Source organism: Paenibacillus rigui, from assembly GCF_002234615.1.
GTDB lineage: Bacteria > Bacillota > Bacilli > Paenibacillales > NBRC-103111 > Paenibacillus_S > Paenibacillus_S rigui.
Window position 1 is genome coordinate 46,456 of sequence record NZ_NMQW01000019.1, and the last position, 17,628, is coordinate 64,083.

The 17,628-nt window shown below is 52.3% G+C and carries 16 protein-coding genes; 3 read left to right on the forward strand and 13 right to left on the reverse strand.

Going from position 1 to position 17,628, the window contains the following annotated elements:
* Window positions 1-22: 22 nt before the first annotated feature.
* Window positions 23-2,182: an ABC transporter transmembrane domain-containing protein gene (locus tag CF651_RS14115; RefSeq protein WP_094015509.1), complete on the forward strand. Its 2,160-nt coding sequence runs from the start codon at window positions 23-25 to the stop codon at window positions 2,180-2,182.
* 14 nt (window positions 2,183-2,196) lie between these two features.
* Window positions 2,197-2,706, forward strand: coding sequence for a hypothetical protein (locus CF651_RS14120; protein WP_094015510.1), 510 nt, complete (start codon window positions 2,197-2,199; stop codon window positions 2,704-2,706).
* A 545-nt stretch (window positions 2,707-3,251) separates the two neighbouring features.
* Here the strand turns inward: CF651_RS14120 and CF651_RS14125 are convergent.
* The 6 genes from CF651_RS14125 to CF651_RS14150 form a co-directional block, all read right to left on the reverse strand.
* A complete protein-coding gene (locus tag CF651_RS14125) occupies window positions 3,252-9,386 on the reverse strand; it encodes an OmpL47-type beta-barrel domain-containing protein (protein ID WP_094015511.1) in 6,135 nt (2,044 codons plus the stop codon).
* A gap of 40 nt (window positions 9,387-9,426) precedes the next feature.
* The gene (locus CF651_RS14130) at window positions 9,427-9,945 is read right to left on the reverse strand and encodes a phage tail protein (RefSeq protein WP_094015512.1); all 519 of its coding nucleotides are present in this window, start codon (window positions 9,943-9,945) and stop codon (window positions 9,427-9,429) included.
* Between the two features lie 18 nt (window positions 9,946-9,963).
* Window positions 9,964-10,476, reverse strand: a complete 513-nt coding sequence (locus CF651_RS14135) for a phage tail protein (protein WP_094015513.1) — start codon at window positions 10,474-10,476, stop codon at window positions 9,964-9,966.
* Window positions 10,477-10,545: 69 nt separating this feature from the next.
* Window positions 10,546-11,064, reverse strand: a complete 519-nt coding sequence (locus CF651_RS14140) for a phage tail protein (protein WP_094015514.1) — start codon at window positions 11,062-11,064, stop codon at window positions 10,546-10,548.
* A gap of 3 nt (window positions 11,065-11,067) precedes the next feature.
* On the reverse strand, window positions 11,068-11,373 hold the full coding sequence (locus tag CF651_RS14145; protein WP_094015515.1) for a DUF6916 family protein: 306 nt from the start codon (window positions 11,371-11,373) through the stop codon (window positions 11,068-11,070).
* A 22-nt stretch (window positions 11,374-11,395) separates the two neighbouring features.
* Window positions 11,396-11,866 carry a GNAT family N-acetyltransferase gene (locus CF651_RS14150; RefSeq protein ID WP_094015516.1) on the reverse strand — a complete coding sequence of 157 codons (471 nt, stop codon included), beginning with the start codon at window positions 11,864-11,866 and terminating at the stop codon, window positions 11,396-11,398.
* Between the two features lie 145 nt (window positions 11,867-12,011).
* Between CF651_RS14150 and CF651_RS14155 the strand changes: the two genes are divergently transcribed.
* Window positions 12,012-13,691, forward strand: a complete 1,680-nt coding sequence (locus tag CF651_RS14155) for a PhoX family protein (RefSeq protein ID WP_094015517.1) — start codon at window positions 12,012-12,014, stop codon at window positions 13,689-13,691.
* Window positions 13,692-13,753: 62 nt separating this feature from the next.
* Here the strand turns inward: CF651_RS14155 and CF651_RS14160 are convergent, their stop codons facing one another.
* The 7 genes from CF651_RS14160 to CF651_RS32650 form a co-directional block, all read right to left on the reverse strand.
* Window positions 13,754-14,152 carry a DUF302 domain-containing protein gene (locus tag CF651_RS14160; protein WP_342746576.1) on the reverse strand — a complete coding sequence of 133 codons (399 nt, stop codon included), beginning with the start codon at window positions 14,150-14,152 and terminating at the stop codon, window positions 13,754-13,756.
* A gap of 8 nt (window positions 14,153-14,160) precedes the next feature.
* The gene (locus CF651_RS14165; protein ID WP_094015518.1) at window positions 14,161-14,484 is read right to left on the reverse strand and encodes a hypothetical protein; all 324 of its coding nucleotides are present in this window, start codon (window positions 14,482-14,484) and stop codon (window positions 14,161-14,163) included.
* A gap of 3 nt (window positions 14,485-14,487) precedes the next feature.
* Window positions 14,488-14,712, reverse strand: a complete 225-nt coding sequence (locus tag CF651_RS14170) for a hypothetical protein (RefSeq protein ID WP_094015519.1) — start codon at window positions 14,710-14,712, stop codon at window positions 14,488-14,490.
* Window positions 14,713-14,889: 177 nt separating this feature from the next.
* A complete protein-coding gene (locus CF651_RS14175; protein WP_094015520.1) occupies window positions 14,890-15,195 on the reverse strand; it encodes a hypothetical protein in 306 nt (101 codons plus the stop codon).
* Window positions 15,196-15,289: 94 nt separating this feature from the next.
* A complete protein-coding gene (locus CF651_RS14180; RefSeq protein WP_179232811.1) occupies window positions 15,290-16,939 on the reverse strand; it encodes a DUF4179 domain-containing protein in 1,650 nt (549 codons plus the stop codon).
* Window positions 16,887-17,450, reverse strand: a complete 564-nt coding sequence (locus tag CF651_RS14185) for an RNA polymerase sigma factor (protein WP_094015522.1) — start codon at window positions 17,448-17,450, stop codon at window positions 16,887-16,889. Before CF651_RS14185 ends, CF651_RS14180 begins: the two co-directional genes overlap by 53 nt.
* Window positions 17,447-17,628: hypothetical protein (locus CF651_RS32650; protein WP_218827847.1), on the reverse strand; the 182-nt coding region annotated here is incomplete at its 5' end. The genes CF651_RS32650 and CF651_RS14185, both read right to left, overlap by 4 nt.

Below are 17,628 nucleotides of genomic sequence, written 5' to 3' on the forward strand. Positions count from 1 at the left end.
ATCCAGGGAAGGGAAACACGTTATGCTGCTCGTTATTCGTAATCTATTCTATTATATGCGTCCGTATAAACCTCTGGCCGTTGTCTTTTTCTTCACCTTGCTGCTGGACCTTGCGTTCGTTTCATTGGCCCCTCTCAGCTTCAAGGTGATGATCGACAAGGCGATCGTGCCTCAGGACACCCGCTACTTCTTTCTTATTCTTAGCGCACTGGGCATCGGCGGCTTGATCGGCGTCAGCTCGGGCATCATCAGCGACTATGCGCTGGCCCGATTAAGTGCCAGGGTGCAGCTCGATTTGCGGGAGCGGTTGTTCGCTCACCTCCAGCAGCTGAATATCGGCTTTTTTCAAAAAACACACGCAGGCGACCTGCTGGCCTATTTCTCCGCCGACTTGCCTGCGATTGAACGGGCGATGACCGTGATCCTGACGGTTGGCATCCAGTCGCTCTCGGTCGTCTTGATCAGCACTGCCGTGCTGTTTTATTTGCAGTGGAGCATGGCTGTCTGCATTGTGATCGGCGCTGCGGTTATTTTTGCCGGTCCTTATTTGCTGGGTGGTCGGGCACAAGCTGTCCAATCCGAGTACAAGGAACAGGCCGCCCGGCTGTCGAGCGATGTACAGGAAAATATGAAAGCGCAAAAGGTCATCAAAGGGTTCAGTTTGCAGCAGGCGATGGCAGACAAGTTCAGCGAGCGGCTGCAATCGATGTTCCTCATCAACTACAAACGGAACATGATGAATGCCCAGCTGGAGCGCATCCCGATGGTCAGCCTGCTTCTTATCAACTTATCCATTATCGGGGTCGGGTCGTATTTGGCGCTTCGCGGGCATATTACCGTGGGGGCCTTGGTTGCCTTCTTCACTATGTATACCTCCATGGGTAATTCTGTGTTCAACCTGACCTTCGCGATTCCGGCCTTCACCGATGCGCTCGTCAGCATGAACCGGATCCGAAGCCTGCTTGACGAGCCTCTGGAAGCTTCAGGAGGCAGCAAGACCGGAATCGTACCAGGACATAGCCCGGAGGTCCATTTTGATGGGGTTACATTCAGCTATGCGGAGGACCGGGAGGTGCTAAAGCAGATCAGCCTCCGGATACCTCCGGGTACAACCGCAGCCTTCGTCGGCTCCAGCGGATCGGGCAAGAGTACCCTGATGCAGCTGCTGCTTGGCTTTTACGAGCCGAAGGCAGGATACGTCCGGCTGAACGGGATCAGCCTGCAGGAGATCAACCGGCATGCATTCCGGGAGCAGATTGGCATCGTGTTTCAAGATAATTTCCTGTTCCGCGGCACCATTCTGGACAATATCCGGATCACCAAGCCGGAGGCGGGGCTGGATGAGGTGATCCGCGCCGCCCGGCAGGCGGAAATACACGATTATATCGTCAGCCTGCCGGACGGGTACGATACGCTGCTGATCGATGAAGGAAGCAACCTGTCCGGCGGTCAGCGGCAGCGGATGGCCATAGCCCGCGCGATCCTGAGAGACCCGCCTCTTCTTCTGCTGGATGAAGCGACATCGGCACTTGATCCGATCTCCGAGGCTTCGATTAATCGAACCTTCGAGCAACTATCCCGTAACCGGACGGTCGTCACCGTAACCCACCGGCTGGCCTCTATCGTCCACGCCGATCACATTTTCGTCTTCGATCAAGGCCGGCTCGTAGACAGCGGCACGCACCGGCAAATGCTTGCTCAGGGCGGTTTTTATCGGACGCTGTGGGATAAGCAAAGCGGCCTTTCCGTATCGGTCAGCGGCCAGGAGGCGGAGATTGACGAAGAGCGGCTGTCGCGGCTTCCTTTCTTCCGCGGCGTCGATCTGGATATTTTGCGGGAGATCAAAGGTTTGTTCAACACGGAAACCGCCCCTGTGGGACAAACCGTCATTTATGAGGGAGAGCCGGGGGAAAAGTTTTACTTGATCGCCCGCGGGCGCGTGGAAATTACGAAACGGTCCGCCGATGCGGAAAATGGACGCCTCCGTCTGGCCGTGCTGGAGGATGGAGATCATTTCGGTGAAATCGCTTTGCTTGAGAATGTTCCCCGAACCGCAGACGTGACGGCCCTCACTCCTTGCGTATTTTTGACATTACAAAGAAAAGTTCTCTATTACGTATTGACCCAATACCCTGAGATTGATGCCCATGTGAGGCAAACGATAAAGGCGCGAAGAAACTAGGAGGTGCATGACCAATGCTTTTTCAATACCACCTGTGCAAAACGGATGACGATTTTGTCCAGTACACGCTGTTCTTCGTCCGCTATCGCTCCGAGTTCAGCAGGCGCTTCTCCTTGTCCGATGCTCTCATGCATGCGCTTGAAACGATCCAAACCTCCCATATCATGCTTCTGTCGCTGCCGACGGGCGAAGTCATCGGTTGGGCGCAATACCGATATTTCTCGGAAGGCTATGAGCCTGATCCGAACGGCGACATCGTCTTTGTCGATTCCGCCATTACCCTCGAGCCGTACCGCAGCACACGGCTGTTCATACAAGGCTTCCGCGTACTTGCAGCTCATATTGCGCAGGAGAATCCCCTGGTCCGAACGTTCCAATTCTGCGCCCTGGCTGACAACGCCTACCTGAAACGGCTGTACTCCAAATTTGCCGATATTATCGGTCAAAGGGAGGGCTATCACGGGACTGAGGACCTATTCTCGACAGACTTCCCTAAGCTTCTTCAATATTTGAGTCCCAAGTAAAAAAGCTATTGCCCCATTTTCTTCCACATGGTATTCTGAAGGAAATAAGTACTCGGAAAGGAGGGACCACTCATGTTTCCACCAAGATCCGGATTGAGCGATAAAGGCGGCCGCAGACCGTTGAATTTCAACGATTTGTTGAAAAGCAACGAGCAGTTGGTTACATCCGCTGCCAAGTAAATGTAGGCCCCTTGAACCACACAAAGAGCCACTCTTGACTGTCAAAAGTCACGAGTGGCTCTTTGTGTGTCGAATAAATGTGCTCCTCCGGCCTGTAGAAGAATCCGTGCGATATCCATGAAACACGACAGCAAAAAAGCACCGACCCACTTGGGAGGGCGGCCGCTGAAAATCTAGCGGAGTGGACGGAAACATTCTGTAGAAGCGTAAGCGTTCGTAAGAATGATCCGTACACCCAGCCGTAACTTTTCAGCAGCCTCCCTAAGGGGTCGATGCTTTTTTTCTATTCATAGAGCCAACGCTTGCCTCAGCCGTCATGTCCATTGGCAATCAGCTAAAGCCATACTGCCGCTGTGCTGCATAGGTTACCCGTCGATCAGCTTGGACTGAACCAGCAGCCGGTACAAGGTAACCGCCGTTTCCGCACGGGTAATTTCACTTTTTGGCTTTAAGCCGTCGCCACTGCCTTGGATTAAGCCGCTTTGCACCGCTTGGGCCGCTTCCTGCAGCGCCCAGTCGTCGACTTCCCCTTGATCGCGGAATTCGGACAAGATTGACTTCGGATCCGCGGTATTCAAGCTGACCACGCGTCCTGCCAATCTGGAAGCCCTCGCGATAATAACAAGCGCTTCTTCTCTCGTAATGGTCCGATTCGGACGGAAGGTCCCGTCTTCGTAGCCGCTAACCAAGCCGAATGCGCTGGCCTGAGCAACAGCTCCTGCGTACCATTCCGAAGCAGGGACATCGTGGTACGTTCCCGCTGTTTGGCCTCTGTCCGAGAGACCCAAGGCCCTAATGACAATGGCCGCAAACTCTGCCCGAGTGACCTGCGTATCCGGGCTGTACTTCCCTGCGGCTACCCCCTGCACGATCATGCGCGAGGCCATCTCGTTCACTTCCCGCTGCGCCCAATGACCGGTCATATCCTCGAACGTTTTGGAGTTCGAGATGATCGCGTAGGTGCTGTTCGTTAAGCTGCTGATCTCAGCAAAGAATTGTCCGGCCTGGTTCACGATACGCGTCGGTACATGATAGACGGTGCCATCTTCGAGGATAACTACAGCTGTCGTAATCCGGTTGGTGTTGACGTCGGCAGAGATCGGAAGCGCTCTGCTCACCAAACCGCTGAAGAGATGAATTTCGGTTGTTCTGTCTTTATAAATGGCAGTCACCGTAAAATTAACCGGCGGCATCAGAATCGCATACTGCCCGTACTTCGCCTGCTGCTGCGCCCGGGCTACCAGCTCGTTCGAAGCCTTCGAGATGGTGATACTTAGACGAATATCAGCAGCGTTGGCTTGAGCACCAAGCTGTGCGGCGATCGTATCCCAACTCAAGGCACCAAGCGGCAATGTGTACCCGCCGAGATTGGACTGAAGCTGCACAGTCGCCTGGCTGTTTTGAAGCATGCTTACGGTACCGGCATCCATATTCAGGATGGCACGATCTACGTTCCCTGGTATGGTTACCGTAACCGTCGGTTTTGACCCTGAATGCTCCATCTGTTCCTTCACTTTGTCTCTATCCAATGTCGCCGTAGTGACGGTCTGACCATTCACTTGTTCCGTTACGATGGATCCCAAATCTTCAACCGGTTTTCCGTTCAATCGTCCGGTCAAGTTTGTTGCCGGATCAGGTGCCGGTACTTGACCCGAGGAGCCGGAGCCCTTATTCGGACGCGAAGTACGGGTCGGTTCACGATATATAGTGATCGTATAGGAAGCCGTTGATTTGCCGTCTTCCGCCACAGCCTTCACCACAATCGTGTTGAAGCCTTCCTGCAGCATGACCGGATTACTTTCTTGGCCGCTTGCTAAGGCCAAGTCGTTGATGAACAGCTTAGCATGCGGCTCGTATACAGCCGCTGTCACCGTAGTCGCATACACCGCATTCGCTACACTTACATTGTAGCTCAATACTTGCGGGTTAAACGCCGGAACTAACGGTCCCGCCGATAACGAAAGCGACGTCAGCTCAGCCTGGCTTGACGCTCCCCTTGGAGTGATCGTCACCTCCACGATGCCGGAAGCGGCGTTCATGTGCTTGTCATACACCGAGTAGGTTACCGTTTCGGTGCCTGTCACATCCGGATAGGGCTTGAATTCGAATGTTCCCGTAGAACTATTTATTAGCGTAAACGCACCTAATTTACCCTGTGGCTCTAAACTGTAAGTTAAATCCTCACTCTCAGGATCTTGGCCTAGCAGCTTGCCCTGAACCGCAGTATTCACAGCTGTAGTCAGCTGAACCTTTGCCGCGCTTGGCGGCAAGTTGCCTTGACCTATACTAATCTTCATCGTCGCCGTGGCTTTAGCGTAAGACTTTCCATCGAAGCCGTACCATTCGAAGGCCGTCTCGCCGAACCAGCCCGCAGCCGGACTAAAGGTAAGATAAGACAAATCCGCGAGGTAGACATCCTGCAGCACCGTTATCTCGTTATTATGCAAGTAGAGCTTGCCGATATCAGGAAGCTTGTTCAGCTTGATCTTCACGATCGCATCTCCATCGACATCCGTAAATGGAAAGTCCTCCGCACGGAAGGTTAATACGGTATCCTTCGTTCCAGAAACCGTATGATCGGATATGACCGGTGCGTGATTGACTTCCGTTACGTTGATCCGCTGGGTAGCGGCATTCCCTGCCGTATCCTTAACATAGACAGAGTATTCACCATTCTCCGTAACGGTAAAGCTCACAGAACTGCTGCTGCCAAGTCCCGTACCATTACCGCCCTCAAAGTAGCTGTTATCCAGGTGACCCGGCGCCCAACGGATCGTATCAATACCATTTGGACTACCGTAAACGGTTGAAGCCACGGTGATAGTCACCTGCTCGTTCGTAGGGCCAACCGGTGCTGCACTAAGCACAATCGAAGGCTTCGTCAAGCTGATTGTCTGAATATCGATGGTTCCGACAGCTTCATTACCTGCGATATCCTTTACAAATACCGTGTACATTCCGTTGGCACTGACTGTGAACTTGCTGCCGGCACCTACATCCGTACCCGCTGCTGCGAAATACGCAGTATCCCGGGTTCCATCCGCCCATTTTTGCTGGGAAAGCATGTTGCCTTGAAGGGTCCCGTATACCGTCGCCGTGATAGATACGGTAACATCGCCATTCGTTAACCCTCCCGGCGAGAAAGTGAGCTGAAGCAGCGGCACATCGCGCACGATCTGTGTAATGTCGACCTTCTGTACCGCTTCGTTGCCGGCCGCATCTTGAACATATACGGTGTAAGCACCGTTATCGTGTACGTCAAACTTCATCAAGTTCAGAGGGATATCTTGTCCTCCGCCTGAGCTAAAGAAAGAGGCCTGCTCATCCCCCGGCGCATATTTCACCCGGGTTACCGTGTTTCCAAGCTGATCGCCGGACACCGTTGGGGTTATCCGTACGCTAACATCTCCATTCGTAACCGTGTTGGGAACTAGACCCAACACAATCGTTGGCACGGATTTACTAATGTTTATATCTACCTTGGCGCTAGCTGTATTACCTACCAGGTCCAACGCCTGAAACTGAACGGCATGGGCTCCTTCTGTCGTAACCGTGATAGCCCCGGTATAATCATTCCAGTTCATTCCATCAGCCAGCTTGTATTGAAGCAAGCTTAACCCGCTAAGGCTGTCAGCCGCTGCAGCCTGAATCGTGACATCCTGGGCCGTCCAAGTCCCTCCATTGTACGGCTGTCCGCCTGCTGTCATGGTTACCGTAAGACTTGGAGCGGTCTGATCCACCTTCAGGATGAACGAGCTTCCCGTAGCATTGCCTGCTGCATCAGCGGCCTGTACCTTGACAGAGTACACGCCTTCCGTTACTGTGACCGCTGCCGAATAAGGATTCCATGTTGTTCCGCCATCCAATGAATACTGTTGATCCGGTTTCAATGGGGCCTTGCTGCTGTTCTCGTCGTTGGCTTCAAGCGAGATGGTAACGGGCTGATTCACCCATGTATCACTCGTATACGCATGCCCGCCTCCGTCTGTCAAGGTGACGGTTTGGCTAGGAGCAATGGAGTCGATCTTGACCGACCAGCTGGCTTCCGTCACAAGACCTGCAAGGTCTGTGGCGCGAGCCTTCATGCTGTACACTCCATTCGTTACCGTTACCGGTTGGGAATAATTTGTCCAAGCCCCCCCGTCATCCAACGAATACTCAACCGATGCGATTCCGCTCATTGCATCACCAGGCTGCAGCTCCAGCGTCACATTTTCCTTGCTCCATGTATCGTTGACATAAGAAGCTCCGCTGGACGTTTTTATAGCAGCGCCGAGGTTCGGTGCCGTCTGGTCCACTTTTACACTGGCAGTTTCCTGGGAAAGGTTCCCTGCGCTATCTGCTGCTTTCACTAGAACGGCGTACTGTCCATCTGTGGCCAGACTAATATCGCCCGTATAAGCGGTCCAGTTGGCGCCCCCGTCCAAGGAGTATTGATACGAGCTGATCCCACTTCCCGTATCCTGTGTAATGGATGCCTTCACCGTCACTGACTGCCGGCTCCATGTACCGTCCGTATAATCTCCTGTTCCCGTTGTCAGCTTTAAGGACAAATCGGGTTTCACGGTATCGATCTGGATCGTAGCTTCCACCTGCGACTTATTCCCGCTCTGATCCGTAGCTTCAACATTCACTTGATACGTACCGTCCGCTGAAAGTACCACAGGTACCGTATAATCCGTCAGGGGCTGATTATTCAGCGAATATTGCAGAGCGGCCAGTCCTGTTTCGCTATCCGATGCACTCACCTGCAGCGTTACCGGCTGGTTCGTCCAGCTTCCGCTCACATACGCCGCTCCGTTCGACGTCATATTCACGGACAGCGCTGGAGGTGTCTTGTCGATTTTTATCGTGAAATCTTGCTGCTCTACGTTTCCTGCATTATCTACAACCTTGATTTGTAACGCAAATACCCCGTTCGTAGAAAGGACAATAGGTGTATTGTCTGCCAAGGCTGTCCATGTGCTGCCTCCGTTGAGGGAATACTCTTTGGACTTCAGACCACTTGTCCCATCTGCCGCCGTCACCCCAACCGAAACGTCCCCCTTCGCCCATGTGCCATCGGTGTAAGGCTGGCCGTTCGTTGTCAAGCTGACGCTAACGGACGGCTTCGTTTTATCAAGCATCACCTGCGTTTGCTGTATCACCGCGTTGCCCAGGCTGTCCTTGAGCTTCAACCAGGCTGCATAATTTCCATCGGTCGCCACCTGAATCGGACCTTTGTTCCACGTCAGTCCTCCATCAATCGAAGCATCGGTGGCGATCGTCACATCTTTTGCCGTCCAAACCCCGCCTGCATAATTGTTATTGTCCGATGTCTTCATCGGGCTCGCCGGGGTTAAAGGCGTTATCGGCATCGTGTTACCGTCCAACTGTTTTGATGCTGTAAGACCGGTATTATTCTCAAACTTCGTATTGCTCAGGTCAGGGTTCCCGTTTTGTATAAGCAGCCCCGTCCCATTGCCAGCTGTCGACGTGTTACCCGTAAAGGTCACATTCGTAAGCGAAGCCTCTTTATCATAATAAAAATAAGTGAGGTACATGCCTCCGCCGTCACTGTTCGCGGTATTATTTGTAAAAGACGTATCGCTAATCGCTGCCACAGCGTTCAGGTACAAGCCTCCGCCGATCCCATCATCCGAAGACCCGGACGCCGTATTCTGAGAGAACGTGCTATTCGTGATGGCAACGGTCCCCTGTGAGTTGTAGGATGCAGCTAATATCGCCATGCCCCCACCCAATTCCGCACTGGAAGTATTCCCGGTAACTGTGGCCTGATTGATTTGGATGTTCAAATCCCCTTCAAGGTACAAGCCGCCCCCGCGTTCGCCCGCCGTGTTCGATAGGAAGGACGTATTCTGGATCACCGCCTTCGCCGTTGCCGGCCCTGTCACGTTCAGACCACCGCCGTACCCGGCTCCCGCTCCGTTCTTTGCCATGTTGTTTTTTAGGATGCTATTGGAGAGCGTCAGCGTTTTCCCCGCTGTAAGCTCAGCGGAAACGCCCCCTCCCCCATTCCCGTACGAGTCCGGAGAAGCTTTACCGTTCTGAATGGTAACCCCCTGGAAGGTGACGTTAGGACTCAACAATGTTCCACCATCCGGAAAAACTGCGAAGACCCGGGATAAATTTCGCCCGTCAATGACCGTTGTGGCCGGATCTCCATTCGTTCCTGAGATGGTTACGTCTTTTGTAATGTTCAGCTGCCCGGAGGAAAGCTCATACGTCCCGGGATTAATATTGATCGTATTCGGACCCGTCACAGTATTGCTAAGCTGAACGGCTGTACGCAGCGTACATTGCCCTGCGGCAGAGCAGTTGCCCGTTGTATCGGACGTATTATCTACCGTAAAGGTGGCCGCCATAGCTTGCGAAGCCATGAGCATAGAGACGCCTGCAAGCGCCAGCAGCAAGCAGCTGATTTTCAAAAAGACCATAAGCCGCTCCCGCCTGTTATTCCCGTCCGTAGCTGTAAACGAGTATGTATTTGCCAGCATCATGATTCCCCCTTTCCTCTCACCGTTTCATCTATTCCCAATTTTATGGTCTTTGCGGAAATATCCCCTGCATGGCAATAATAAACGTCAAACCGAGATAAGGCTGCATATTGTTATGCGGCTGGCCCCCGCCCGTTACCGACATGGCAGAGCTGCTCATAGCTACCGTGGGCACAGAGGCATCATATGCGTTGATCCCGGGCGTGTTGGCCCAAATTCCCCCACCAAGAGCATCCTGTGTGCCCACCGTGTTATCGCCCATAACAGTATGCCGATGGGACGGCATTTCATTCTGCAGTAGCGTGACCGATTCCGAGCCGTCTGATTGCCCTAAGACATAGTCGGAAAGTCCTGATCCCTGGCCTGCGCCAACAGGTACTCTATCCATAAAATTAGGCAAGCCGAAGGTCGACTTGCCGTCTCCGCCATAGGTTGTGCCCAGCAAGGAAAACAACGCCGTATTTTGTGAGATAGAGAGAATTTGACCGTTGCACAAAGCCCAGCCCGTTGGCGCAAAATTACCTGCAAAAAGACGGATTTCCGCAACAAATTGATCCGACATAATAAGGTCCCCTCCTAATTAATTCCGCGATGGAAAAATACCTTGCAGCGCAATACAGAAATTAAGCGTCAAAAACGGCTGCATATTGTAATGTGGCTGCCCGCCGCCCGTATTCGCAAGCGCAGCAGAACCTGCTGCGTTAAGCCCTGTATTCACAGCGCCCTGCACATTGTAGGAGCTGGCCGCCGTTATTGCCCATGTACTATTAGCTGCTGTAGTAGAATTCGCAATATTCTTACTCCCGTTCACGGCATGTGAGTGCGGTGGCAGCTCATTTATAGTAAGAGTGTGCGCCTCCTCACCGGCCGAAGCCCCCAGCATGATCTTGGTCCCCATTCCTGCAGGCACTCTGCCCCTTAAATCAGGCAGCGCAAAAGTGGTCATGCCATTCCCCCCGTAGGCTGTACCCAGCAGCGAGAACAAAGCCTGATTCTGGTTGATCTGCAGCACTTGACCATTGCACAAAGCCCAGCCTTTGGGCGGGTAAATAAAACTGAACAGCCTGATTTCGGCAAGATACGGTTCTGACATCCATTCTTCCTCCTTCATATCTACAACTACGCAAGCTGCAAGCCGAAAGGCCCGATATGTGCTTCATAGCTAGCCCTGCACCGGATAGATCCCGAACAGGCTAATGATAAAACCGATCGTCAAGTAAGGCATCAGGTTATCATGCGGTTGGCTGCCCCCCGCAAGTGCGATGTTGCCGGGATGCATTTGCTGAAGAGAAGAGGGCGCGGAAGTAAATTGATTCAACGTCGATTTCGCCCAGAGCGCGTCCTTAGGACTATTGGTATTGCCTCGTTTCGGTTGTCCGATCATCGCGTGATTGTGCGGAGAGATCTGATTCACCGTCAGCGTTACATTCTCCGCTCCGCCATTCTGACCGATGGTGTAGGTCGTGCTCGAGGCCGCTGTTCCCTGATGAATCGGAACGCGTCCTCTCAGGTCCGGCAGCGCAAAGGTCTCTTGGCCGTCTCCGCCGTAGGTAGTTCCGATAAGATTAAACAAGGTATCATTTTCCGAAATGGACAGTATCTGCCCTTCACAAAACATCCAGCCTACAGGAGCAAAATTGCCCGCAAACATACGAATTTCTCCTACATAGGGTTGTGACATCTCTTATTCCTCCTTTGGCTCCCGCAATAGATTAAATGCTATCTCATACTTGAAACCATCCTGCTCCCGTCCGATCGGCACGACAAAAAGGTCCAGCTCACCTAATTGTTCATGCTGCAGCCGATACATCTGCTGGGGAAGGAATGGATCCAGCGGTCCTTTTAACAATAGCGAGAATTGTTCTACGTCAGACCGTATCGCCAGCTCCTCGATGGTCTCAAGCCGCAATATCACGGCTCCACCTTCTAACCCAATCCTGAACTCCGTATGTATTGCCTCCCGAAAGGCTGCTGCTGAAAAAAACTCCATTGACGTCATTTCCCTCCTTCATTTACTTATTCGCTTGCTGCCATTCCATCGCTTCATACATCTCCCCCGCCTCGGTCTGCGAAAAACCAAGACGCTCATACAGCCCTTTGGCGCGATTCCCCCTCAAGACATGGAGCTGCAACGGCTTCCCCTCGGCAGCCGATTGGGTTTGAAGCTCGCGCAAAAGCTGCGTTCCCAAGCCCCGGTTCCGGTAAGCCGGGAGCAGGGAGATATCCACGAGCACGTTAGCCTGCGGCAGGCGTGCGGTCATGATTCTGCCTATCGGCCGGCCGTCCAGCCGTACAATCCGATGCTCCGCGTCGGGATACTGCATCCGGTAGGAGCGCTGCTGCATTTGAAACTGCATTCCGAGAAAAGCCTGCTTCTGGGCTTCATTCCAACCGAATGCATCTATTTCCTCACTCCGGACACTGCTGTACAACTCTAGTAAAAAAGATTCATCGTCCGGGGTCGCCGTTGTTAAAATAAGCATGACTCACCTCTTCACACCACACTAGGAAACTATATACATAAGCTCTTCTCCCTATTATAATTGTTGTAGCCTCCCCTTTACTAGAGAAGTTTTCATATAAAATAATCAAGCTATTATTAAATTGCAGGTCCAAAGGAGGATAATGATGAACGAAAACAAGCCTATTTCCCGGCGATCATTCTTAGCCTATGTCGGCTCCGGAACCGCCACCCTGCTTGCCGCATCTTCAGGCCTTGGTCTTTTCAGCGGAAAGGCCGAAGCACAGGAGAACCCGGAGGCGCTTTTTTCTTACTCCAGCGATTCCTTGACCCGCTCTCCGGGACTCATCCAGCCCTCCGATTCAGACGAGCTGGTGCTTCCCAAAGGGTTTTCCTCGCAGATATTGGCTGCATACGGGGATCGTATCAATGCAAAAGGCGATACATTCGGGTTTCATAACAGCTACACCTGCTTCCACCCTATCGAAGGGTCATCGGTCAACGGCTTGCTATGGGTGAATCATGAGTCGGCGGACGCCTTATGGGTACAAGGGGAACCCAAGAACGGACATTACAGCACGGCACAAACACAGAAGCTGCTATACAATCAGGGGGCTTCCATACTGGGTATATATCGGGATACGGATGGAACGTGGAAGCTCGACACCACATCCCCTTATGGCCGCAGAATTACAGGGCTGGATGCATTCGAATTGACGGGACCTGCCCGAAGCGCACGGTCTGTCCATGGCGTGAGCCGGGTGCAGGGAACGTTAGGTAACGGTTCCGGCGGCAAAACATTGTGGGGAACACAGCTGACAGGGGAAAGAAGCTTCGCGGAGCCAAGCAGAGATGCCGGACTGCCGCAGACGCACTATGGCTGGGTAACGGAGGCCGATCCTTTCGATGCCGGCTTCAAGCTTCGCAAGCACACGGCACTGGGACGTTTTCAACACGGCAGTATTGCCATGACCCTTGGTAAAAAGGGACAAGCTGTCGTCTACATGGGAGACGGTGCAGCTTATGCTTGCATTTATAAATACATAAGTAAGGGAACCTACGTGGTGGCTAAAGGAACCGCCAACTCGGAGCTGCTGACGGAAGGGACGCTCTATGCGGCGGACCTCGTGCAGAGACGCTGGGTAGCTCTAACCATCGATGCGGTGCTCGAAGCGTTGAATGATCTGCATTTCAGCCTGCCCGCTTCCATCGAATATACGAGAGAAGAGCTGCTGGAGCTGTTTAAGGAGCAAGCCGACGTGTACGTCTATGCGGGTGAGGCCGCGCTGATCCTCGGAGCTACACCGACCGATCGGCCGGAAACCGTACAGATTAGTCCGGAGGAAGGCACCTTGTTCATTACCCATACGAACAATGCGCGGCACGGCAACCTGCACGGACACATCAGCCGTCTTGTCGAGAAGGATAGCGACCACGGAGCGTTGGAATTCAGCTTGGAAACGGTCCTCAGCGGAGGCCGCCAAGGCGAGCTCAGCTCCCCGGACAGCTTGATCACCGATCATCTCGGCAACTTGTGGGTCACAACCCACATGCCGCCGAGCCAGATGAATCAAGGCGCCTACGCCGAATTCAAAAACAACGGGCTGTTCGCTATCGTCTCCCCCGTGTCCTCCAAGCGCAAAGTGCTGCAATTCGCATCCGCTCCGAACGATGCGGCGTTTGCCGGTCCATGCTTTGCACCGGACGAGCGTTCCATGTTCGTTGCTGTGCAGCATCCGGGAGCTAACACGGTCAATCGCAACAATCCGACCAGCAGCTGGGCCAGTCGTCCCGGCAGCAAGGTGCCTCGCCCGGCCGTCGTGGCGATCACCGGATTTTCTTATTAAACGCAACACCCCGAATGCTCTCGGTACTTCACCGGAGTTCGGGGTGTTTTTTTGCGTTGTATTCATAGACTTCTGTCGATACAGCGGATCAATCTTTGTTCCACATCCTCGGCCAACGGCTGCATCGCTTCTCCTCCAGCCAGACGGAGGAGAGCCGTAGGCCGGGGCAGGCCGATGCTCGTTCGGCCATCCTTTTCATACACTGTTATCTTGCAGGGAAGCACATAGCCAATCAGCGGATTTTCGGAGAGGGCCCGCTTCGCTTCGACCGGATTGCAAACCTCCAGAATATAATAATTGGGGTCATAATCCAAGCCCTTCTCATTCAGCTTTTCCTTCATGTTCAACTGCCACAGAATCCCGAACTTTTCCTCCTGCAGGCTGGCCCCAAGCGAAGCAATCGCTTCCTGCACCGATTTAGCCGTCTCCACGGTGTAATGAAACAAAGACGTCAATTGCATGTTTGATGTCAACTCCAGCTTCCGATATGGTCAAGATCAATCTTGGAGATTTGCTCTTTCGTTTCTGGCGTGCCTAATTGACTTAGCAGGGCATAAATACTTTTCAGCGCATAATCCGCGCCATCATTGTCTCGATCATGGTGATACGGGATAGCCAGCACGTGAGAACGGATAAAGGTCCCTTCTTCGAAGTCCTCCATCTCTTCAAAAAGCTCCCGAAGCGTATCCACTTCCTCTTCCGTCGCTTCAATTTCAAACTCGTATGCCGCATCGCCTTGGTTGTACATAATCGTCTTCCCTTGAACCGATACGTAATAGGTTCTCTTGTCCATATGCTACCCCCCGTAGTAATGTATAACCAGCAAGGAAACGACAACAATGATGACCGGGAACAAAATATACGCCCAAATCCCGGGATTGGCTATGACATTATGTTTTGTGGTTACGGCATCCATTCCCTTATCGTATTCATGATTCTTCTGCTTACGAATGGCAGCGATGGAGGCAATAAACCCGATAATACAGATGACAGCGACAACTGCCAGCAGGTTATACAGCATCGTCATTTCCCACCTTTTTAGGAAAAGTCACTCTATCTCGCTTATAATATTCGTCACTCGCATCATTATCATGCATAGGAAGAAACAGGAAGCAGATCGGTCCGAGCTAAAAAAGGAAGCAAGCCTCGCATGGCCGCTTCCAGTCATTTTCAAGATATAAATCGTGGCTGCGCCGCTCTAACCCTTAGGAGATAAGCCGGTTCGAAGGGCAAGGCCCCATCCGAAAAACTCATGCTGCGTTAATTCCGCACGAATCGTAGTGACTCCAGCGTTCCATTGAACCGGAATGTTCACAAAGTCAGGGCGGATTCTAAGCCGGAACGAGGAGAACGGAACCTCCTCTCGAAGAAACACGGCCGTGTTCATCTTCTCCAGATAGAGCGCCTTTTTTCCGTTCCATTCAGCCACCCGTGCCTCAAACTTGCCTAAATCAAGCTTCTCCAGATCATCGTATAATGAGTATGCATATTTTGTTGCAGCCACCCTCGACACCCCTAGCTTCCAAGTTTGATTTTACCTTCTGTCCATAAGTTCTTCTATGAAATATAAGGAAAATCCTTCCACCAGGGTTCATTCCTCATTTATTCAACTCCACCCGCAGGCCCTTCTCTGGATTGTCGGTAAAATACGAGTACATATAGATCTCGGCGCTTGTATCCTGATAATCCTTATATTCATCGAGGTTCTGATTGTTTCCGTCCCCCGTAAAGTTGGTCGTCACCGGTCTCCCTGGTATCGACTCCCCGCCCCGGAGCATGTACGTCTGATTGACTCCGCCGAAACGCGGATCGGCCGATTCACTTTGCACATAAAGGCTTCCATCTTGACTGTAGTAAGTCCATTGGACCGAATATCCTCCCACCTGTGTCGTAAGCGTCTTTCTCTCCTTGCTTATATCCTTCAACACAATGGGAGTTTTGTTATCCTTGTGCTCTACCACCTCATAATTCATGACTAGAGCGATCGGTGTATGCTCCGTTATTCTCACATCCGGCGGGACGTCAAAATAAAAGTCCGTTTCTTCAGGGCCTTGCGGCTGGTACGTATTTCCGTTTGGAATTTCCCGTCCGTTAATCTCCAAATGATGCTTTTTGAAAATGAGCGGCTGATTTTTTTCATGGAACGCCCTGAGCCGAACTTGCGTTGGAGTGACAATCATTTGCTTCAACGTCATTTTCCCGGCACCGGATTCGATGGGTACATCCAGCTCATGTGCTTGAGTCCCGCTCTTCATCTGCTCTTTATTCAGGTGCAGATCCAGAGACCACTCGTTATCTGCCTCTTGGTCTTTTTTCGTATATAACAGCTTGTAGGCTAGGGACGAATCTGCCAAATCCCCCATTTTAAAAAATTGCTGAACCGTGTATTCTCCCTGCTCTCCCGGCTTGCCGTAAAATCCATGTGCGGCTTCGCTCACCGGCGAATTCCCCTTATAAATCCCAATAGCGGGCCAAGTCTGGACGGACGGGTCGCTGAAGAATACGTGGGACACCAGCATGACCTTATCCCCTTGCACGAACGGTTGAATCGCTATGCGCTGAATCCCGTCTTGGTTTATATCAAACGACTGCATCTCGCTATTCGAAGGTTGAAAAGCAAGCTGCCGCTCCGCAGCCGAATACAAACGCAGGTTTTGAGCCAAGAACTGAACATCTGCTTCCGTCGTTTCCGGTGTCCATTGAGCTTCGAACGTCCCGCGCCAAACGTTGTTATCCCCATCCCACATGAGCCTCTGTCTGCCTTCGACGTTCTGTCCGTCCACGGTTCTGAGTGACATCTCCCCAAACTGGGCGAGTCCGCCGGACTTCATCCTGGGCGCACTGACGCTGAACAAAAGCGCCATCCGATTATCGTCCACAACCGCCGTATGAACGGTCAGCTTCACACCATTCCATGCCAGCGACTTCTCGACAGATTGCCCCAGCCCTTGATTGTAAGCGGCACGAATCCCGCCATTCTTGAAAAGAAAGGCATCCCAATTGTAGCTGATGGCTGCAAATACGGGAGTCGCCAATACCAGCACAGCCGCAGCGGCGATAAAAGCCGTTCTCCATGCATGCCTTCGCCCAGGTACGGGAGGATGAGCTACAGGAAGCAGCTGCTCATTCGAGTCGGGTACATGGGGTTCAATCCGTTCCCACATCGCTTCAAAATCCGGATAGATGAGCTGATCCTCATCGTTGAACAACGGAGTAGTCATTTGCTTTTGCTTCTCCTGAGGCTTCATCCTTACCCCTCCTTTCCTGGACATGAGTACCGATGAGACTTTTCATCAGCTTTAAACCTTTGTTTATTCTGGACTTCACCGTACCTACGGGTATGTCCAATATGGCTGCGATTTCGCTTAAGCTGCATTCATTCAAATAACGAAGCGAGATTGCGGCCCGGATCTTAACGGGCAGCTGCTGCATCAGCTCCCGCCATTCCACCACCGTTTCCTTCTCCTCCACGATGACTTCCGTCAATTTCTCTTCTCTTCCCGTGAATCGGACCATGCGGTTCCACATGTTCACCTTATGTATGAAGCGGTTCTCTTTTCTCAAATGATTAATGCAATGATTCATTGCTATTTTGATCAGCCAGGTTTTCAAAAACTCCACCTTCCGCCAATCATGCCGGAATACCGTAATAAACACCTCCTGACATACATCCTCCGCATCCGCCGCCCGGCGAAGCATGTAATAGCAGGTTCTGTAAATATCCTTCCGGTACATTTCGAACAGCTCCCTCTCGGTCAAGTCCTCTCACCCCTTTCCCTTGTTTCCATAGTAACAATTTGAGCCTCAAAAAGGTTCATTTTGGAAAAACCAAAAAACCACCCTCGCCTCGGGTGGCCACTGAAAAAGTTACGGCTGCATGGACGGATCATTCTTCCGATCGCTGTTGTCCCCGGATTTTTCAATTTCAACACGCTTA